Origin of the sequence: Aeromonas sp. s10, assembly GCF_040907975.1 — a bacterium.
GTDB lineage: Bacteria > Pseudomonadota > Gammaproteobacteria > Enterobacterales > Aeromonadaceae > Aeromonas > Aeromonas caviae.
On sequence record NZ_JBFOCV010000053.1, the window covers coordinates 120,303 to 138,964 of the forward strand.

General features: G+C 61.3%; 18 protein-coding genes. 11 read left to right on the forward strand and 7 right to left on the reverse strand.

Annotated features, from left to right (window positions below):
- Nucleotides 1–60 precede the first annotated feature (60 nt).
- The gene (locus tag AB5Y59_RS20615; protein ID WP_128296660.1) at nt 61–1,542 is read left to right on the forward strand and encodes a sensor domain-containing diguanylate cyclase; all 1,482 of its coding nucleotides are present in this window, start codon (nt 61–63) and stop codon (nt 1,540–1,542) included.
- A 166-nt stretch (nt 1,543–1,708) separates the two neighbouring features.
- Here AB5Y59_RS20615 and ppc read toward each other — a convergent pair whose 3' ends face one another.
- Together ppc and argE are read right to left on the reverse strand one after the other, a co-directional pair.
- Nucleotides 1,709–4,342 (reverse strand): phosphoenolpyruvate carboxylase, encoded by a 2,634-nt coding sequence (gene ppc, locus AB5Y59_RS20620; protein WP_010675692.1) that lies wholly within the window; start codon nt 4,340–4,342, stop codon nt 1,709–1,711.
- Nucleotides 4,343–4,555: 213 nt separating this feature from the next.
- Nucleotides 4,556–5,701, reverse strand: coding sequence for an acetylornithine deacetylase (argE, locus tag AB5Y59_RS20625; protein WP_202043163.1), 1,146 nt, complete (start codon nt 5,699–5,701; stop codon nt 4,556–4,558).
- Nucleotides 5,702–5,962: 261 nt separating this feature from the next.
- Between argE and argC the strand changes: the two genes are divergently transcribed.
- From argC to argH, 5 genes are all read left to right on the forward strand, one after another.
- Complete coding sequence (argC, locus tag AB5Y59_RS20630) at nt 5,963–6,970, forward strand: N-acetyl-gamma-glutamyl-phosphate reductase (RefSeq protein WP_042864921.1); 1,008 nt, start codon at nt 5,963–5,965, stop codon at nt 6,968–6,970.
- A 23-nt stretch (nt 6,971–6,993) separates the two neighbouring features.
- Entirely contained in the window at nt 6,994–7,773 is a 780-nt protein-coding gene (gene argB / locus AB5Y59_RS20635) for an acetylglutamate kinase (protein ID WP_368212575.1), read from the forward strand.
- 25 nt (nt 7,774–7,798) lie between these two features.
- Nucleotides 7,799–8,716, forward strand: a complete 918-nt coding sequence (locus AB5Y59_RS20640; RefSeq protein WP_010675688.1) for an ornithine carbamoyltransferase — start codon at nt 7,799–7,801, stop codon at nt 8,714–8,716.
- 56 nt (nt 8,717–8,772) lie between these two features.
- Nucleotides 8,773–10,008 carry an argininosuccinate synthase gene (locus AB5Y59_RS20645; protein ID WP_010675687.1) on the forward strand — a complete coding sequence of 412 codons (1,236 nt, stop codon included), beginning with the start codon at nt 8,773–8,775 and terminating at the stop codon, nt 10,006–10,008.
- A gap of 202 nt (nt 10,009–10,210) precedes the next feature.
- A complete protein-coding gene (argH, locus tag AB5Y59_RS20650; protein WP_139737308.1) occupies nt 10,211–11,596 on the forward strand; it encodes an argininosuccinate lyase in 1,386 nt (461 codons plus the stop codon).
- Nucleotides 11,597–11,702: 106 nt separating this feature from the next.
- Here the strand turns inward: argH and AB5Y59_RS20655 are convergent, their stop codons facing one another.
- Complete coding sequence (locus tag AB5Y59_RS20655) at nt 11,703–12,596, reverse strand: LysR substrate-binding domain-containing protein (RefSeq protein WP_139737307.1); 894 nt, start codon at nt 12,594–12,596, stop codon at nt 11,703–11,705.
- Nucleotides 12,597–12,692: 96 nt separating this feature from the next.
- Here AB5Y59_RS20655 and AB5Y59_RS20660 point away from each other — a divergent pair, with 96 nt between their 5' ends.
- From AB5Y59_RS20660 to AB5Y59_RS20675, 4 genes are all read left to right on the forward strand, one after another.
- Nucleotides 12,693–13,019, forward strand: coding sequence for a carboxymuconolactone decarboxylase family protein (locus AB5Y59_RS20660; protein ID WP_010675684.1), 327 nt, complete (start codon nt 12,693–12,695; stop codon nt 13,017–13,019).
- Nucleotides 13,010–13,402, forward strand: coding sequence for a tautomerase family protein (locus AB5Y59_RS20665; RefSeq protein WP_052815513.1), 393 nt, complete (start codon nt 13,010–13,012; stop codon nt 13,400–13,402). Before AB5Y59_RS20660 ends, AB5Y59_RS20665 begins: the two co-directional genes overlap by 10 nt.
- Nucleotides 13,399–13,923, forward strand: coding sequence for a DUF4865 family protein (locus AB5Y59_RS20670; protein ID WP_368212576.1), 525 nt, complete (start codon nt 13,399–13,401; stop codon nt 13,921–13,923). The genes AB5Y59_RS20665 and AB5Y59_RS20670 overlap by 4 nt, the downstream gene beginning before the upstream one ends.
- 235 nt (nt 13,924–14,158) lie before the next feature.
- Entirely contained in the window at nt 14,159–14,794 is a 636-nt protein-coding gene (locus AB5Y59_RS20675) for an FMN-binding negative transcriptional regulator (RefSeq protein WP_286701082.1), read from the forward strand.
- Nucleotides 14,795–14,867: 73 nt separating this feature from the next.
- On the opposite strand, the gene AB5Y59_RS20680 is transcribed toward AB5Y59_RS20675, so the two are convergent.
- Together AB5Y59_RS20680 and AB5Y59_RS20685 are read right to left on the reverse strand one after the other, a co-directional pair.
- Nucleotides 14,868–15,329 carry a hypothetical protein gene (locus AB5Y59_RS20680; protein ID WP_286701083.1) on the reverse strand — a complete coding sequence of 154 codons (462 nt, stop codon included), beginning with the start codon at nt 15,327–15,329 and terminating at the stop codon, nt 14,868–14,870.
- A 199-nt stretch (nt 15,330–15,528) separates the two neighbouring features.
- On the reverse strand, nt 15,529–15,741 hold the full coding sequence (locus tag AB5Y59_RS20685) for a hypothetical protein (RefSeq protein ID WP_043154852.1): 213 nt from the start codon (nt 15,739–15,741) through the stop codon (nt 15,529–15,531).
- A 376-nt stretch (nt 15,742–16,117) separates the two neighbouring features.
- Between AB5Y59_RS20685 and AB5Y59_RS20690 the strand changes: the two genes are divergently transcribed.
- Nucleotides 16,118–16,627 (forward strand): GNAT family N-acetyltransferase, encoded by a 510-nt coding sequence (locus AB5Y59_RS20690; protein WP_139737303.1) that lies wholly within the window; start codon nt 16,118–16,120, stop codon nt 16,625–16,627.
- Between the two features lie 393 nt (nt 16,628–17,020).
- Here AB5Y59_RS20690 and AB5Y59_RS20695 read toward each other — a convergent pair whose 3' ends face one another.
- Together AB5Y59_RS20695 and AB5Y59_RS20700 are read right to left on the reverse strand one after the other, a co-directional pair.
- Nucleotides 17,021–18,019, reverse strand: a complete 999-nt coding sequence (locus tag AB5Y59_RS20695) for an Ig-like domain-containing protein (RefSeq protein ID WP_368212577.1) — start codon at nt 18,017–18,019, stop codon at nt 17,021–17,023.
- Nucleotides 18,020–18,662, reverse strand: a 643-nt coding sequence (locus AB5Y59_RS20700) for an Ig domain-containing protein (protein WP_368212578.1), incomplete at its 5' end; no start/stop codon positions are given. It lies immediately after the preceding gene.

The following is an 18,662-nucleotide window of genomic DNA, read 5'->3' on the forward strand; positions in this document are numbered from 1 at the left end:
TTTGGGCACTTGTCCCCGCATTCCAATGCAATGCGCCGGCGATCGAAAGGAATCGTAGCCATGAATACCACAGCACTTTGCGCTCGCGATATCGACGCGATGGATCGATATGAGACCCTCGCCAGGCTGACCGCCCTTGATCGGGCCTATGGCATGGTCGAGTTCGATCTCGATGGTCGCATGGTGTCGGTCAATCCCCTGTTTTGCGACATGCTGGGTTATCCCCCCGAAGCGCTGGTGGGCCAGTCCCATCTCATGCTCTTGCCGCCGGATCTGCAGGCCGAGCATGAGCTCTTCTGGCAGAGGGTATTGGGTGGCGAGATCCAGTCGGGGGAGTTTCGCCGGGTCAGGCAAGGTGGCAACCCCCTCTGGCTCCATGCCACCTACATGCCCGTGACCGACGAGGCAGGCATCCTGCTGGGGGTGGTCAAGCTGGCGCACGACATTACCTCGGCTGTGATGGCCAAGCAGCGGGTCGAGCAGCAGAGCCAGCTGTTTGACATCGTGGTGGCCGCTCACCAGAGTTTTCTGCTCGATCGCAATCTCGGCTCCGCCTGCGACACCGTCTTCGAGCGGCTGCTGAGCGTGAGCGAAAGCTCCTATGGTTTCATCGGCATCATTCAGTATGAGGATGGCCGCCCCAGTCTCTATGTCCCCTCCATCTCCAATGTCTCCTGGGATGAGGCGACCCATGCCTGGTATGAGCAGCAGCGCCAGAGCCGGGGCGGGCTCATCTTCAGCAAGCTCGACAACCTGTTTGGGCACGTGGTGACCCACAATACCCTGGTGTGCTGCAACGATCTGCCGAGCCATCCAGCCAGTCGCGGTGTCTCCCCCCGTGGTCATCCACACCTGGAGAGCTTCCTCGGCATTCCCATCCGCCACAAGGGAGAGGCGATCGGCATGATCGCCCTGGCCAACCGCCCGGGTGGCTTTGACGAGACCCATGTCAGCCTGCTCGAGCCCCTCACCACGGCCCTTGGCACCCTTATCCACGCCCGCAACCTGGAGGACGAGCGCAGCCGCATGGAGCGGGTGCTGCGCTTCAACGCCGAGCACGACTTCTTGACCAAGCTGCCCAACCGCAGCAGCTTTTTCCAGCAGGCAAACGTGTTGCTGGATCACGTCCAGCACCATCCCGCCGAAGGGGAGGCCTGCTGCCTGGCCTTGATAGATATCGACTTCTTCAAGCAAATCAATGATGTATATGGACACCTTGCCGGAGATGCCGTGCTGGCGTCGCTGGCGGGGCTCCTGATGCAGGCGGTGCGCAGCAAGGATCTGGTGGCGCGATTTGGCGGGGAGGAGTTCATCCTGCTGCTGCGGGGCACGACCCTGGAGGAGGCCCACACCATCATGGAGCGCATCCGGCGCCAGGTGGAGCAGCACACCTTCCTGTACCAGCACCAGGCGATCACCGTCACCATCAGCGTGGGGCTCACGCCTTATCAGATGAGTTACAGGCGCATGGATGACTGGCTTCAGTGCGTGGACCAGCGACTTTATGAGGCAAAACGTCGGGGTCGCAACCAGGTCTCCTGATGAGAGGCCATATCGCGAAATAAAACAGGGCGCCATCATGGCGCCCTGTTTGTTGTGGATGTTTTTTTCCCTTAGAGGGGGCTGTGCTGGCGGCAATATCGGGATCCCCGTGCCCGGCAGAGATGAAAAAGGGCGCCGGGGCGCCCTTGTTTGCAACGGTCCGGGATCAGCCGGTGTTGCGCATGCCGGCGGCGATGCCGGCGATGGTGACCATCAGCGCCTGATCCAGCTCGGGGTGCAGGGTCTCCGGGTGGTTGCGGGAGCGATTGAGCAGCTCGGCCTGCAGCACGTTGAGCGGGTCTGTGTAGGGGTTGCGCAGCTTGATGGACTCCTTGATCCAGGGCTGATCGTCCAGCAAGTCGCCCTGCGGGCGCAGTTTCAGCACCACCTCGATGGAGTCGGCAAGCTCCTGACGCAGCTGCTTGCCGAGTGCCCACAGGTTCTCCGGCACCAGGCGGGTGTCATAGTATTCAGCCAGCCAGAGGTCGGCCTTGAGGAACACCATCTCCAGCATTTCGAGACGGGTGCGGAAGAAGGGCCACTGGCGGCTCATCTCGTCCAGCACGCTCTTCTGGCCGTCGTCGATGGCCTGTTGCAATCCCTTGTGGGCGCCGAGCCAGGCCGGCAGCATCAGCCGGTTCTGGGTCCAGGCGAAGATCCAGGGGATGGCGCGCAGGCTTTCGACACCGCCGTTGGGCTTGCGCTTGGCGGGGCGGGAACCGAGCGGCAGCTTGCCGAGCTCCATCTCCGGGGTGGCGGCACGGAAGTAAGGCACGAAGTCCGGGTGACCGCGCACGATACTGCGGTAGTGATCGCAGGAGACAGACGCCAGCTGCTCCATCACGGCGCGCCAGCTCTCTTTCGGCTTGGGCGGCGGCAACAGGTTCCCCTCCAGCACGGCGCTGGTGTAGAGGTTCAGGCTCTGAATGGCCACCTTCGGCAGGCCGAACTTGAAGCGGATCATCTCCCCCTGTTCGGTGACCCGCAGGCCGCCGCGCAGGGATCCCGGGGGTTGGGAGAGGATCGCCTGATGGGCGGGGGCGCCGCCACGGCCGACGGTACCGCCGCGGCCATGGAACAGGGTGAGGCGGATGTTGTTGGCTTCAGCCAGCGCCACCAGGGATTCCATGGCGGCGTACTGGGCCCAGCCAGCGGCCATCATGCCCGCATCCTTGGCGGAGTCGGAGTAGCCGATCATCACGTACTGACGGCCCTGGATGTAACCGCGATACCAGTCCACCGACAGCAGGCGTTCCATCACGGCGGTGCCCGCCATCAGGTCTTCCTGGGTCTCGAACAGCGGGGCAACCGGCATGCGGAACTTGCAGCCAGCTTCCTTCAGCAACAGCTGGACCGCCAAGACATCGGACGGGGCACCGGCCATGGAGATGATGTAGATGCCGAACGCATCGGGGTCGTGCTGGGCGATGACGCGACAGGTGTCGATGGTCTCGCGGGTCTCGGCACTGGGATCCCAGTCGCTCGGGATGAGGGGGCGGCGGGAGTTAAGCTCGCGCAGCAGGAAGGCCTGCTTGTCCTCTTCGCTCCACTCGGCGTAGTCGCCCACACCCAGGTAGCGGGTCAGCTCGGAGAAGACCTGGCCGTGACGCTCGCCATCCTGACGGATGTCCAGCTTGACCAGGTGGATGCCGAAGCAGGCCAGCTTGCGCAGCACGTCCAGCAGCATGCCGTCGGCGATGTTGCCCATGCCGCAGGCGTGCAGGGAGTGGTAGCAGAGCTCCAGGGGCTCGCGCAGCTGGGCGGTGCTCTTGACCAGATCCCGGCTCTCGCTCGCCTGGCCCTGTACCTTGGCGGTCAGGTACTCCTGGGTCTCGCGCAGCTGCTCGCGCAGCTCACGCACCAGGGCGCGATAGGGTTCCGGGTTATCACCGACCCGGGCACGCACGGCGTCGGTGCAATCGGCCATGGAGAGCTCGGAGGTAAGCTCCTTGATGTCCTTGTAGAACAGGCTCACCGCCATCCAGCGGCCCAGCTCCAGCACTTCGGCGGTCACCTTGGCGGTGACGAAGGGGTTGCCGTCGCGGTCACCGCCCATCCAGGAGGTGAACTTGACCGGCGCGGCGTCCAGCGGCAGCCGCACACCCAGATGGTGTTGCAGGCGCTCGTCCAGATTGCGCATGAATTCGGGGATGGCCGGCCACAGGCTGTTTTCCACCACGGCGAAGCCCCACTTGGCTTCGTCCACCGGGGTCGGGCGCTGTTCGCGGATCTCGTTGGTGTGCCAGGCCTGGTTGACCAGTTGCTCGATGCGACTCTGGATCTTGTCCCGCTCGCGGGGCAGCAGATCGGAGAGTTCCAGGGCCTCGAGGCAGTCGTTGAGCTGCACGTGCTTGTGGATCAGGGTACGACGGGTCACCTCGGTGGGGTGAGCGGTCAGCACCAGATCGATGTCCAGCTCGCGCACGGCCTGGATGATGGCCTCCTGGGACAGGTTGGAGGCTTTCAGCTTGTCGAACATCTGCTCCAGCGGGTCCGGGGTGCAGACCTGCTCTTCGCAGCGACGGGAGATGGTGTGGAACTGCTCCGCCACGTTCGCCAGGTTGAGGAACTGGCTGAAGGCACGGGCCACGGGCAGCAGTTCGTCATCGGAGAGGGTACGCAGGGTGTCGAGCAGGCGCTCTCTGTCTGCCTCGTTTCCCTTGCGGGAAGACTTGGCCAGCTGGCGAATGGTCTCAATCTTGTCGAGGAAGGCCTGCCCCTGATGATCCTTGATGGATTTACCCAGCAGTTGGCCCAACATGCCTACGTTGGCCCGTAGTGCGGCGTACTTTTCGTTCATTCCACATCCTTATTTTGTTGGTGCCTCCTGACCTTCCAGGCGGGAGGCGACCTCACTTATTGTTGTGCGATTACAACATATGCTCCGTCATCTTAGGGGGACAATCTACCCAGATTGTCTGCGCAAGGTCAAATAACAAGCCGATTCAGAACATGTATTTCCCTCACCTGTCCCAAGGCACCTGTCATGTAACTTACTTACATCCCTATTTGGCTAGACGCAGAAGCGCCGGATCAGGTGCTGCAGCACCGCCGTGGTCGGTTTGACGAACGACAGATCCAGGTATTCATCGGGCTGGTGGGCCTGGGTGATATGGCCTGGGCCCATCACTATGGTCTCGCAACCCAGCTGCTGGATAAAGGGGGCTTCGGTGCAATAGTTCACGGACTCGGCGGCCCGGCCGCTCGCCTTTTCCGCCTCCCGCACCAGCTCGGAGTCATCGGCGCAGGCGTAGGCGGGGATCGGCTCGTGCAGGTGCTGCAGGTGCAGGCAGCCCGGCTGGTGAATTTCGATGGGGGAGAGCGCCTCTTTCAGCATGCCCATCAGCTCGTCGGGACCCACCTGCGGGGTGGGACGCATGTCGATGTGCAGCTCGCAGCAGCCGCAGATGCGGTTCGGGCTGTCTCCCCCCTGGATGTAGCCGAGGTTCAGGGTGGGCTGGGGCACGGCGAAACGGTGATCCGCGTACTTCTCCTTCAGATCCTGCTGGAGTCTGAGCACCTGACCCATGGCCTTGTGCATGATCTCCATGGCATTGACGCCGTTGGCGGGATCCGAACTGTGGCCGCTTCGGCCTGTGATGCGAATGGCTTCCGACATGTGGCCCTTGTGGGCCACCACGGGCACCAGCCCGGTGGGTTCGCCGATCACCGCATAGTCGGGTTTGAGTTCGGCTGCGGCGGCGATGGCGCGGGCCCCGGCCATGGTGGTCTCTTCATCGGCGGTGGCCAGGATGCGCAGCGGCTTGCTCAGGGTCTTGAGGTCGACCTCCTTGAGCGCTTCCACGATAAAGGCGAAGAAGCCCTTCATGTCGATGGTGCCGAGCCCGTACAGGCGGTTGCCCTCTTCGGTCACCTTGAAGGGATCCTTTGTCCAGGCTCCTTCATCGAAGGGAACCGTATCCGTGTGACCTGCGAGCAGCAGCCCCCCTTCTCCCTGACCATAGGTCGCCACCAGGTTGAACTTGCCCGGCAGATCCGGCAGGGCCGTCACCTCGCACTGGAATCCAAGCTGGCCGAACCAGTCGGCCAGCAGCCGGATCACCGCCTCGTTGCTCTGATCCCAGCGAGTATCCGTGCTGCTGATAGAGGGAATCGCAATAATATTCTTATAAAGTGAAAAAAAATCCAGTTTGGCCATCAGCTCCTCCTTGCGTCCCCGGAGTGTTTCTGTTAGAAAATACAAATGCAAAGTGAGTGCATGAATATTCTTTTCGAGTGCTCATCGACAAGGCCTCTAGTTGTAAGGGAAAGTTAATGTTCTGTCACCTGATCTGTAACCGACGACGCATATCCGCCTGAATTGCCCCTCCGCACTCGTTGCATCAAAGGGGCGATAGCCGACCCCTTGCACCGCAGCACCATGCTGTGAATTTCGAACCCAGACTTGGAATACTCAAACATGCTTAAGACCGTTATCGTCGGTGCCAGTGGCTACGCGGGGGCCGAACTGGCCGCTCTGGTCCAGAACCATCCACAACTCGAGCTGTTCGGCCTCTATGTTTCCGCCGGCAGCCAGGACGCCCACAAGCGCTTCTCTTCCCTGCATCCCCAATGGGTGGGCAAGCTGGATCAGCCGCTGCTGCCCCTGGACGAAGACGGCATGACCCGGATCCTGACCCAGGCCGATCTGGTGGTGCTGGCCACTGCTCACGAGGTGAGTGCGGAACTCGCGCCCAAGTTCCTGGCCAAGGGGTTGCCGGTGTTCGATCTCTCCGGTGCCTTCCGGGTCAACGATCAGCAGTTCTACTCCTCCTTCTACGGCTTCACTCACGAGAATGAGCAGTGGCTGGAGCAGGCCGCCTACGGTCTGGCCGAGTGGAATGCCGATGCTGTCAAGGCCGCCCAGCTGATTGCCGTGCCGGGATGCTACCCGACCGCCTCCCTGTGCGCCCTCAAGCCGCTGCAACAGGCCGGGCTGATTGCTCAGGGATGGCAGCCCATCATCAATGCGGTTTCCGGCGTCTCCGGGGCCGGTCGCAAGGCCGCCATCAACACCAGTTTCTGCGAAGTGAGCCTCAATCCCTACGGCACCTTCAATCACAGGCACCAGCCGGAGATCAGCCACCACCTTGGCAAGGAGGTGCTGTTCCAGCCCCACCTCGGCAACTATGTGCGGGGCATCCTGGCCACCATCTATGTGCAACTGGCGGAAGGGGTGACGCACACCCAGGTGGATCAGGCCTACCTCAAGGCCTACGAAGGCAAGCCCCTGGTACGCCTCACCGGCCAGATGCCCTCCATCCGCGGCGTGGCGAGCACACCCTACTGCGACATCGCCTGGCAGCAGCAGGGCAACATGCTGGTGGTGGTTTCTGCCATCGACAACCTGCTCAAGGGGGCCGCCTCGCAAGCCATGCAGTGCATAAATATCAAGTTTGGTTTTGAACCGGCCACCGGCCTGATTTAACGCTTTAAGAAAGGATCGAGAAGATGGACAAGCAGACGCTGGTAATCAAGTTGGGTGGTGCCCTGATCGAGAACGACGAGGCCCTGACCGCCCTGTTCGCCACCCTGAAGACCTTCCTGGATGATCAGCACCGTCCTCTGGTGCTGGTGCACGGTGGTGGCTGCCTGGTGGACGACCTGCTCAAGGGGCTGGGCATGACCTCCACCAAGAAGAACGGCCTGCGGGTGACCCCGTTCGAGCAGATCCCCGTGATTGCCGGTGCCCTGGCCGGGACCGCCAACAAGATGATGATGGCCAAGGCCATCTCCACCGGCATTCCTGCTGTGGGTCTGTGCCTCGCCGACGGCGGTCTGTGCCAGGTGACCCAGCTCGATCCGGATCTCGGTGCGGTCGGTGACTGCAAACCGGGCAACCCGGCGCTGGTGGCCGGCATCCTGGGGCAGGGCTTCCTGCCGGTGGTGAGCTCCATCGGCATTACCGCCAACGGACAGATGATGAACGTCAATGCGGATCAGGCGGCCACCGCCATTGCCGAGGCGCTGGGCGCCGATCTGGTGATGCTGTCGGATGTGAGCGGCATTCTGGATGGCAAGGGCAAGCTGGTGCCGCAACTGGACAAGCAGAGCGCGCTGGACCTGATGGAGAAGGGAGTTATCACGGACGGCATGGCCGTCAAGGTGAAAGCCGCCCTGCACGCCGCAGAAACCCTGGGCAAGCCGGTCTGTGTCGCCAGCTGGCGCTACCCGGATCAGCTGCTCAAGCTGCTGGCTGGCGGCGCGGTCGGCACCCAGGTCACCCTCTGATCTCCACCGGGAAAAGGACAATCCGATGCAACATCTTCTGAAAGACAGTGATTTAAGCAAGGCCCAGATCGAGGCGCTGCTGGCGCTTGGCAAGGCGGTCAAGGCCGATCCGAAGAAATACAGCCAGGCCCTGGCGGGCAAGAGCGTGGTCACCCTGTTCGAGAAGCCCTCCCTGCGTACCCGGGTCACCTTCGACATCGGCATCGCCAAACTGGGGGGTCACAGCGTCTATCTGGATCAGCAGAACGGCGCGCTCGGCAAGCGGGAGTCGGTGAAGGATTTCGCCAGCAACCTGTCCCGCTGGTGTGACGCCATCGTCGCCCGGGTGTTCGATCACCAGACTCTGGTCGAGCTGGCCGAGTTCGGCTCGGTGCCTGTGGTCAACAGCCTGTGCAACCTCTACCACCCCTGCCAGGGGCTGGCGGATTTCATGACCATCAGCGAGCACTACAGCGACCTGTCCAAGGTGAAGCTGGCCTATCTCGGCGATGGCAACAACGTGAGCCACTCCCTGCTGCTGCTGGGGGCGACCCTCGGTACCGACGTGACCCTGGTCTGCCCGAAAGGCCATGGCCCGGATACCCAGATCTTCCTGCAGGCCCAGGCGCTGGCAGCTCAATCTGGCGCGACCATACATATCAGCGATGATGTCGCGGATATCGAAGGCTTTGACGTGGTTTATACCGATACCTGGGTTTCCATGGGTGACAACACACCAATGGAGCAGGTAAAAGATATCTTCATGCCTTATCAGATCAACCAGGCCCTGCTCGATCGGACCGGCATCCAGCATGTGCTGCACTGCCAGCCGGCCCACCGGGAGCTGGAGATCACCTCGGAGGTCATGGACGGCCCAGCCTCCCTCATCATGGATGAGGCAGAAAACCGGATGCATATCCAGAACGCCGTGCTGCTGACCCTGTTCGGACAGGGCCAGAAGTAATCTGGCAACCGACCCGGAATCACCCCTTTTTATCGAATCATCACGGAGAGAAGTAAATGAGCGGAATCAACAAGATCGTACTGGCTTACTCGGGCGGACTGGATACCTCGGCCATCATTCCCTGGCTGAAGGAGCACTATGACGCTGAAATCATCGCCTTCGTTGCCGACGTGGGCCAGGAGCGTGACGATCTGGAAGGGATCGAGCAGAAGGCCATCGCCTCCGGCGCGGTCAAGTGCATCGTCAAGGATCTGCGGGAAGAGTTCGTCAAAGAGTACGTCTACCCGACCCTGAAGACCGGTGCAGTCTATGAAGGCACCTACCTGCTGGGCACCTCCATGGCCCGTCCGGTGATCGCCAAGGCGATGGTCGAGGCTGCCCTGGCGGAAGGGGCTGATGCCATCTCCCACGGTTGCACCGGCAAGGGCAACGACCAGGTGCGGTTCGAAGGGGCGGTAGCTGCCCTGGCTCCCCAACTGAAAGTGATCGCCCCGTGGCGGTTGTGGGACATGCGTTCCCGGGAAGATCTGCTGGCCTATCTGGAAGCCCGCAACATCCCCTGCAAGGCGACCCTGAAGAAGATCTACAGCCGCGACGCCAACGCCTGGCACATCTCCACCGAGGGTGGCGAGCTGGAGAGCACCTGGAACGAGCCGTCCGAAGCCGTCTGGCAGTGGACCGTCTCTGCAGAGGATGCCCCGAACGAGCCGGAATACGTCAAGCTGACCGTGGCCAAGGGCGAAGTGGTGGCCGTTGACGACCAGCCGCTCAGCCCACACCAGATCCTGACCACCCTGAACGAGCGTGCCGGCAAGCACGGCGTGGGCCGGATCGACATCACCGAGAACCGGATGGTGGGCATGAAGTCCCGTGGCTGCTACGAGACCCCGGGTGGTACCGTGATGGTTGCCGCACTGCGCGCCGTGGAAGAGCTGGTACTGGACAGACCGACCCGCGCCTGGCGGGAGAAGCTGGGTGCCGAGTTCTCCCACCTGGTGTATGACGGTCGCTGGTTCACCCCGCTGTGCAAGGCCATTGTCGCCTCCGCCAACGCCATCGCCGAGGAGCTCGACGGTGAAGTGGTGCTGAAGATGTACAAGGGTCAGGTCACCGCGGTGCAGAAGAAGTCGCCGAACAGCCTCTACTCCGAAGACTTCGCCACCTTCGGTGCCGACGAAGTGTACGACCAGAGCCATGCCGAAGGCTTCATCCGTCTCTACACCCTGGCGAGCCGGATCCGCGCCATGAAAGAGCAGCATCAAGCCATCGGTGGCGACCATACCCACGGCTAAGCAAGCGCTATCACCCGTTGATACGAGGGGGCATGGCCCCCTCTTTTACAGGCAGAGAGGCCCTTTGCCGTCATCATCGGGTGTGACAAGAGCGGCTGCGCCCTGGTCGCTTCTGTGAGATAACAGGCTCGCAGAAAAACAGGGCAAGATTTCAAGTTCGACGGCGCAAGGCGCCGTCGACAACGCATTCAAGGAGAGCAGTATGGCACTTTGGGGTGGACGCTTCAGTCAGGGAGCCGATAGCCGGTTCAAGCAGTTCAACGATTCGCTGCGGTTCGACTACCGTCTGGCGGAGCAGGATATTCAAGGCTCCATGGCCTGGGCCAAAGCGCTGGTCAAGGTGGGGGTGTTGACCGAGGGTGAGCAGGCTCAGTTGCAGCAGGCGATGGAGGTACTGCTCGCCTCCGTGCAGCAGGATCCCCAGCAGATCCTGAACTCGGACGCCGAAGACATCCACTCCTGGGTCGAGAGCCAGCTCATCGCCGCCGTCGGCGATCTTGGCAAGAAGCTGCACACCGGCCGCTCGCGCAACGATCAGGTCGCCACCGACCTGAAACTCTGGTGCAAGGCGCAGGGTGAGCTGCTGCTCGGCTCCATCACCGCCCTGCAACAGGGGCTGGTGGCCTCCGCCCGTGCCAACCAGGCTGCGGTGCTGCCCGGTTACACCCACCTGCAGCGTGCCCAGCCGGTCACTTACGCCCACTGGGCCCTGGCCTATGTGGAGATGCTGGAGCGGGACCATTCCCGTCTGCAGGATGCCCTCAAGCGCCTCGACACCAGCCCGCTTGGCTGCGGCGCCCTGGCGGGCACCGCCTATGCCATCGACCGCGAAGCCCTGGCGCTCGACATGGGCTTTGCCGGCGCCACCCGCAACAGCCTGGATTCGGTCTCCGACCGGGATCACGTGGTGGAGCTGATGCACGTGGCGTCCCTCTCCATGACCCACCTGTCGCGCTTTGCCGAAGACCTCATCTTCTACAACACCGGCGAGGCGGGCTTTGTCGAGCTGTCTGACGCCGTCACCTCCGGCTCGTCTCTGATGCCCCAGAAGAAGAACCCGGACGCGCTGGAGCTCATTCGTGGCAAGACCGGCCGGGTGGTCGGCGCCCAGATGGGTATGTTGATGAGCCTCAAGGCGTTGCCGCTGGCCTATAACAAGGACATGCAGGAAGACAAGGAAGGATTGTTCGACGCCCTCGACACCTGGCACGACTGCCTCGATATGGCGGCGCTGGTGCTGATCGATCTGAAGGTCAATGGCGAGCGGACCAAGGCGGCGGCCCAGGGCGGCTATGCCAACGCCACCGAGCTGGCGGACTATCTGGTGGCCAAGGGCATCCCGTTCCGTGAGGCGCACCATATCGTCGGCGAGACCGTGGTCTATGCGATCCAGGTGAAAAAGCCCTTGGAAGAACTCTCCCTCCCCGAGTTCCAGCGCTTCAGCCCCGTGGTGGGGGAGGATGTTTACCCGAACCTGGAGCTGGAAGCGACTCTGGCCAAGCGGGTCGCCAAGGGAGGCGTCGCTCGCGAGCAGATAGAGGCAGCCCTCACCGCCGCCGAAGCCTGGCTGGCCAAACGGGCGGGTTAAGCCAACCGGCTCGCCATTGGAATTAGAAGGCAGAACGGCAACCCCAGGGTTGCCGTTTTTTTATGGGCACGCCTCGGCGCCGTGGGGCGCGTTGACCAGGCGCTGTTCAGCCCCTGTGTCCGGCGCTGGCCTGATGCACGGCGTCCGTGAGCAGTCGTTGCAACTGGCTCCTGGCCTCGTCGGTTTCATGGCTGGCAGTGAGCAGCACCACCCCCAGGGTGCCCGGTGAGGGCAGCACGCCGCCGAGGGTGGCGAGACTGGCCGGCATGCCGATGGGGGAACGCACCGTGATTCCTAGCCCGGCCTGCACGGCGGCCCAGATCCCGCCCAGGCTCTGGCTGGTGAAGGCGATCCGCCAGGGGATCCCGGCATCGTCGAGGGCGCGGATGGCCCGTGCCCGCATCAGGCAGGGGGCATCGAAGAGCACCAGGGGCAGGGGCTCCCCGCGCGCGAGCAAAGGGGCGAGGTCCCACTCGGGGTGGGCAATCCAGGCCAGTTGCACCACCTCGATGAGGGGAAGATCCTCCCGCTCTCCCTGTGGCTGCCAGGCGAGAGCCATGTCGAGGGTGCCCTCCCTGATCCCCTGCACCAGGGCCCCGTTGCGATCGATGCGGGTTGTCATGCGCAGGGCCGGGTGCTGACGACAGAGGGGCCCCAGCACGGCGGGGAGCAAAGATTCACCGAAGTCCTCCTGCACCCCGAGCCGGATCTCCCCTTGCAGCAATTCCCCTTTGAGGGCGAGCACGGCTTCGTCATTGAGCGCCAGCAGCCGCTTGGCGTAGCCCAGCAGGCGCTCACCGCTGGCAGTCGGCACCAGGTGACGTCCCTGCTTCATGACCAGATCGGTGCCGCACTGCTGTTCGAGTTTTTTCAACTGGGCGCTGACCGCCGAGGTGGAGCGGCACAGCCGCTGCGCCGCCAGCGCAAAGCTGCCGCACTCCAGCCCCAGCACGTAGCTGCGCAGGGCATCGAGATCCAGGCTGGGGGGAAGGGGTGACATAACTATCCTTATAATCGGGATGATTGGTCTTGAATATTTCGATTTTTTAAATTGTAGCAGTGAGGGAGAGTGGCTTCATCCACCAAGGAGATTGCCATGACACCCGATGTTCCCGATCGCGCCACCCTGGCGCAGCTTGCCCCCCGACTCGCCCGACTGGCGGAAGAGACGCTGTTTGGCGATATCTGGCAGCGCCCCACCCTCTCGGCACGCGAGCGCAGCCTGATCACCCTGGCCATCCTGGCGTCACTGGGCCGGGTGCAACAACTGCCCTGGCATATTGCATTCGCCCGGCAAAACGGCCTGTCCCGGGATGAGCTGGAAGAGCTGTTTACCCATCTTGCCTTCTACGCCGGTTTGCCCGCCGCAGTGACGGCCGTGGGCTATCTGCCCCCCCGCGAGGAGGTGACCCCATGCCGCTGACCCGCATCACCCTGTGCGAGGGGATGAGCGACGCACACCTGCAGCAACTCAGCGCCCTCTACCACCAGACCCTGGTGGAGGTGTTCGAGGTGCCGCTGGAGGATAAATTCCAGATCCTCGAGATCTTGCCTGCCAGTGCGCTCATCTATGACCCCCACTACCAGACCGGCCGCCGGGACCAAGGTTTCATCCTCTTCCAGATCCTGGCGGGCAAGGTGCGCAGCACCGCGACCAGGGAGCGGCTTTATGCACGTCTCGCCGAGCGCCTTGAGGCCGAGCTTGGGATCCATCCCGACAACCTCATGGTGGTGATCCAGCAGAACGATGCCGAGGCGTGGAGTTTCGGCCAGGGCCGGATGTTCAGACAGGAGGTGGCCTCATGATCGCCATGCACTACCGATTCACCCTGCCCGCAGACTACGACATGGCGCTGATCGAGCAGCGGATCGCCAGCAATGGCGCCAGACTGGACGGCTTTCCCGGTCTGTTGTTCAAGGCCTATCTCTACAGCCGTCAGGACGATGGGGCCCTGCCGGGGCAGGAGAACCGCTATGCCCCCTTCTATGTGTGGCACAGCGCCGAGGCGATGCACCGATTCCTGGCAAGCGAGGGATTCGCGGCGCTCACCCGGCATTTCGGCTGGCCCCGCATCGAGACCTGGCATCTGCTGCGGGCGCCGGATCCGGCCTCCCTCGACGGGGCTTGCATGGCCAGGCTGCGGCGTACCAAGGTCGCTTCCCACGACCAGCTGGCCGACCTGCAGGGCGAGGCTATGGTGAGCGGCTGGGATCTCACCCGATGGGAATGGCTGGAGGCGGATTTTCTCCCGTCCCTCTCATCGCCCTTGCCTGGCGGGGGCGAGATCTACCGTATCGGCTATCTGGCGAAGGGGGGCGGGGTGTAAATTGGAATTATCTTTGTCATTGATGTTGTTTTTCCATTCACTTTGGCTGTGAAAGTGATATTCGCATCGTGAACATAGGGTGTTATATCTCGCTTGTGGATGATGATGTGGAGTTGCATCCACCTGCTGCAATGAACTGGCTCAGTGGGGCACATTCGGGGTGACGGCCCGCGCCGAGCAGGGCATGATCCCGCTGCAATGCGTATGGACGCGTCAACCGGATCAAGGAGTTCCCATGTACCTGCCACCCCATTTCGCCGTTACCGACCCCGAGGCGCTGCACCAGCTGATGCAGGCGCACCCCCTGGGGGCCCTGATCACCTGTGGTGAAGGGGGGTTGGATGCCAACCACCTGCCGTTCGAGTTCGATGGGGAGCAGGGGGCCCACGGGGTGCTGCGGGCCCATGTGGCCCGCAACAACCCACTCTGGCAGGAGGTGAAAGACGGCGACGAGGTGCTGGTGATCTTCCGCGCCGCCGAGGGTTATATCTCCCCCAGTTGGTATCCGGGCAAGCAGGTGCATCACCAGCAGGTGCCCACCTGGAACTATGCCGTGGTGCACGCCCATGGACGTATCCGGGTGAGGGACGATGCCCGCTTCGTGCGTCGCCTGCTCGCGACCCTGACCCGTACCCACGAGGCGGGAGAGTCCATTCCCTGGAAGATGGCGGATGCACCGAGAGACTATCTCGAGACCATGGTGCAGGCTGTGGTGGGCATAGAGATCGAGATTGAGCGGCTGGTCGGCAAGTTCAAGCTGGGTCAGAACAAGGAGGCGGCGGATCGCCTGGGAGCGGCCAATGCCCTGCAGGAGCGCGGGCAGAGCGCGCTGGCCGGCGCCATGCTGAACCCGCCCCCTTCACAGACCTAGCGTGACATCTTGAGATTCGGCCCGACAAAAACGGCAACCGTCTGGTTGCCGTTTTTCATGGTTCCACTCCCGCTCACGCGCTGGCATTGAGCAGCTTGCCGACGCCTTCCCCCGGGCCCTGGGGCAGGGCTTGCTTGAAGGCGTAGAGCAGCTGATCAAGGTTGAGGTCGCTGTTGCCGAGGGAGCCCTTGAGAGTGTCGAGCTCGCTCTGCAGCGCATTGAGGCGGGTGCTCTGGGTGCCGTCTGCCAACTGGGTGCGGGCGGCATCGATGGCCTGGGGCAGCGACTGGCCCGAGGATTCCTGGCCCAGGGTCTGCATCAGCGCCCCCATGAAGTGGTTGATGGCAGGGCGGTTCTGCTCGCTGTCAGCCTCCTGGATGCCAAGGCGCTGGAACAGGCTCTGCACCGTGGGGGCAAGGTGCTCTTCCTGCACGGCAGGCTCGGTCTGGGCGGGCGGCGTGCCGTCGCCCAGCAGCTTGCTGCCGAGCTTGATGGCAAGGGAGGCGAGGGGAAGCAGGGTGCCGATGGCGATCATGATGTCACTCTCCGTACGACTGATGTCATGACGGAGCAGGGAACGGGCCAGCTTGGCGAGCATTCAGCCGAAAAATGGCAGGGGATTGATCCTGCTGTAAATTTCGTTTTGCCAGGCAGAGGGCGAGCGGGTGCGAACGGGGGCGGCGGCAAACCCTTGCAGCCCGGGGGCTGGTTGGTTTGCCACCCGGCTTGCCGGATCAGAGATCCTTGAACGGGCGGCGTTTCTCCTCTTCGATGACGATGGCCTCCAGATTGGCGATGCGCTCCTGCAACTCCTTGATGATCATGTCCTGCTTGCCAAGACGGTCGGTAATGCGGGCATCCCCCATCTGGTAGCGGGCGCGCTTGGTGAGATAGCTGAACGACACGCTGATAAAGACGATCAGAACGATACCTGTCCACATGGTCATGAATGACTCCTTTCAATATTTGAACGAGAGGATCTGTCTCCCGTGCTGTCGTTGTCTCATACCCAACCTTGGGCGGCAATGCCCGCCCGGTCATCTCCTGTCTGCGCCGTATTGCCGGAGTAAGTCAAAGCCTGTCAACGATAATGCCTGAATGTGATGGTTCCGTCGTCATTATGCCGTGATCGGAAATTGAATGTGCTGGCGATGAAGTTTGTGTTTTGCCGTGAGGAAAAATGGAAAAATGCTCGCAGAAATTTGCGGTTGATCACCCATAAATATTATTAAATATGTTATTGATGGGTTCTTCTTTTAATAAGCGCTTGTCACCTGATATCGATGATACGTATCAGGGCAGGCATCATTGCGAGGTTATTATATGGAAATTAGAAGGCTAGAAAGCGGTGATGAACATATCTGGTTCAAGGCGTTATCCATACTGCTTGTTGATACAGATGAGGGGGCAGTAAAAGCCTCTCTGGACAATATTGCAACCGCTATTTCCGATGATCGCTGTTATCTGTTGGTTGCCTTGCATGACGGGGAGCCTGCCGGGCTGCTCAGTGCGTACCGTTTTCCCGACGTGAGAACCGGGGGTAGCCTGGTGTATCTTTATGATATTGAAGTGATGGGTGAAAAAAGAGGGCATGGTATAGGAAAAGGGTTGGTGAATGCCTTGATTGCCTGTTGCAAGCGCGATGGCGTCAGACTGGTTTGGGCCGGTACCGACACGGGGTGTAAAGCAGCACGACAGACGTTCGTAACGACAGGAGGTAAGGTTGCGGGCGACTCCTATGTTGAATATGAGTGGGATATGCAGGATGACGGCATGTCACCGGCATGCCCCCCTGCTTCACCGGTCAGCGCCTTGACCGAACCATTGTTATGATGACCTGTTGCCATACAGGGCTGAGTGAGAGGTGTTTTGATGGATATTTCCCTGGCCGTCATGACAGCAAGGCAGGAAAAATGAAAAACCATTTTTTGATGGAGATGGATATTTAAAGTTTGGACAGAACATACGTGTTAAAAACACCGATTCAACAACCTGTTAATGGTTAACAAATGGAGTCGTTAGCGATTCATTCTCTATTTAGGTATTTATGGACTGGGTGCGCAAGGACATTATTATGTTGCTGATGTCCTTCTGCACCCAGTGAGATCATGCCAGATTGTACGTGGCACTTGTATTTATAAACCATTCGCAATCCATCACGCTATACGATGGTCATTCATCGGATATCTTACTAATAACGTGCCGTTAGACGCTTGAATTGAAAAGCTACAACTTTAGGACACATACGGCCAAATTATCTCCACTTGGTGAACCTATTGAACCATTCCCCAACGAGACAGTGTAAAAGCTTTGAGTGGTACCAGGCTTGAATGCCCAGTAAGGGATATTTCCATTAGCGAAGGTGGAATTACTATATTTTCTCATATTACCCCATTCTGACCAGAGCATGCCTACTGTTCCTCGGGAACTGGGAAGTATATTCAATAAGTAAGTATCTGGAATTGACCATGTAAATCTGGGTTGCAGCTCGTAGCACCACGAACGAGCACCACTCGTCGTTACCCATACATTATTGCTATCGCTGCGGAACCAATGGGTTACTGCGAAGGTATAGGCCAGAGGTTCCCCACCCGATTCGGGGGTTGCAGTAATCGTCACTGGTGCAGCATCACCCTGAGATATAAAGCTCACAGTTCCACTGCTATCCACAGAGACCCATGGGGCATCACTGCTCCAAGTGTAATCACTCGGCGCACTGGGTGTATTCAGGACAAATTCCGCCCCATCAAACCCTGTGGTCGGGAACCCGGCATCGACCGCAAACGTGAAGTCATTGACGGAAATATCTTCAAACTCCCCGAAAAGAGGGGTGACGACGACATTGACCGTCACCCTGTCACTGGTCACCCCATCCAGGCTGGCACTGACCTCTGTGGTGCCTTCTTCCACACCGGTCAGCAGGCCGTTGGTGGTGATGGTGGCCGTGGCCGTATCATCCGACAACCAGTCGACGCTGCCGGTCACATCTGCCGTGGTGTTGTCGCTGTAGGTGGCGGTGGCGGTCAACTGCTGGGTCTGGCCTTTGCCGACCGAGACGCTCGTCGGCGTGATCGCGATGGCGGTGAGGACGGCATCGGTGACGGTGACCTGGACTGCGTTGCTGGTCACGCCATCCAGGCTGGCAGTCACTTCCGCGGTGCCTTGCTCCACACCGGTCAGCAGGCCGTTGGTGGTTATGGTGGCCGTGTCGGTGTCATCCGACAATCAGGCGACGCTGCCGGTCACATCTGCCGTGGTGTTGTCGCTGTAGGTGGCGGTGGCGGTCAACTGCTGGGTCTGGCCTTTTCCGACCGACACGCTTGGTGGCGTGATCTCGATGGCGGTGAGGACGGCATCGGTGACGTTGACCTGGACTGTGTTGCTGGTCACGCCATCCAGGCTGGCAGTCACTTCCGCAGTGCCTTGCTCTACACCGGTCAGCAGGCCGCTGATCACGGTGACCGTGGCGGTGTCATCCGACAGCCAGGCGACGTTGTCGGTCACATTGGCCGTGGTGTTGTCGCTGTAGGTGGCAGTGGCGGTCAGCTGCTGGGTCTGGCCTTTTCCGACCGACACGCTTGGCGGCGTGACCGCGATGGCGGTGAGGACGGCATCGGTGACGGTGACTTGGACTGTGTTGCTGGTCACACCATCCAGGCTGGCAGTCACTTTTGTGGTGCCCTGTACCACACCGGTCAGGAGGCCGGTGGAGGAGACGGTGGCCGTGGTCATGTCATTCGACAGCCAGGCGACACTGCCGGTCACATTGGCCATGGTGTTGTCGCTGTAGGTGGCGGTGGCGGTCAGTTGCCGGGTCTGGCCCTTGGCCAGCGAGACGCTCGGCGGCGTGATCTGGATGGCAGCTAGG

What these genes read in the sequence shown, in the direction of transcription:
- AB5Y59_RS20615 (WP_128296660.1), top strand. Translation starts at nt 61, where the DNA reads ATGAATACCACAGCACTTTGCGCTCGCGATATCGACGCGATGGATCGA.
- ppc (WP_010675692.1), bottom strand. Translation starts at nt 4,342, where the DNA reads ATGAACGAAAAGTACGCCGCACTACGGGCCAACGTAGGCATGTTGGGC.
- argE (WP_202043163.1), bottom strand. Translation starts at nt 5,701, where the DNA reads ATGGCCAAACTGGATTTTTTTTCACTTTATAAGAATATTATTGCGATT.
- argC (WP_042864921.1), top strand. Translation starts at nt 5,963, where the DNA reads ATGCTTAAGACCGTTATCGTCGGTGCCAGTGGCTACGCGGGGGCCGAA.
- argB (WP_368212575.1), top strand. Translation starts at nt 6,994, where the DNA reads ATGGACAAGCAGACGCTGGTAATCAAGTTGGGTGGTGCCCTGATCGAG.
- AB5Y59_RS20640 (WP_010675688.1), top strand. Translation starts at nt 7,799, where the DNA reads ATGCAACATCTTCTGAAAGACAGTGATTTAAGCAAGGCCCAGATCGAG.
- AB5Y59_RS20645 (WP_010675687.1), top strand. Translation starts at nt 8,773, where the DNA reads ATGAGCGGAATCAACAAGATCGTACTGGCTTACTCGGGCGGACTGGAT.
- argH (WP_139737308.1), top strand. Translation starts at nt 10,211, where the DNA reads ATGGCACTTTGGGGTGGACGCTTCAGTCAGGGAGCCGATAGCCGGTTC.
- AB5Y59_RS20655 (WP_139737307.1), bottom strand. Translation starts at nt 12,596, where the DNA reads ATGTCACCCCTTCCCCCCAGCCTGGATCTCGATGCCCTGCGCAGCTAC.
- AB5Y59_RS20660 (WP_010675684.1), top strand. Translation starts at nt 12,693, where the DNA reads ATGACACCCGATGTTCCCGATCGCGCCACCCTGGCGCAGCTTGCCCCC.
- AB5Y59_RS20665 (WP_052815513.1), top strand. Translation starts at nt 13,010, where the DNA reads ATGCCGCTGACCCGCATCACCCTGTGCGAGGGGATGAGCGACGCACAC.
- AB5Y59_RS20670 (WP_368212576.1), top strand. Translation starts at nt 13,399, where the DNA reads ATGATCGCCATGCACTACCGATTCACCCTGCCCGCAGACTACGACATG.
- AB5Y59_RS20675 (WP_286701082.1), top strand. Translation starts at nt 14,159, where the DNA reads ATGTACCTGCCACCCCATTTCGCCGTTACCGACCCCGAGGCGCTGCAC.
- AB5Y59_RS20680 (WP_286701083.1), bottom strand. Translation starts at nt 15,329, where the DNA reads ATGATCGCCATCGGCACCCTGCTTCCCCTCGCCTCCCTTGCCATCAAG.
- AB5Y59_RS20685 (WP_043154852.1), bottom strand. Translation starts at nt 15,741, where the DNA reads ATGACCATGTGGACAGGTATCGTTCTGATCGTCTTTATCAGCGTGTCG.
- AB5Y59_RS20690 (WP_139737303.1), top strand. Translation starts at nt 16,118, where the DNA reads ATGGAAATTAGAAGGCTAGAAAGCGGTGATGAACATATCTGGTTCAAG.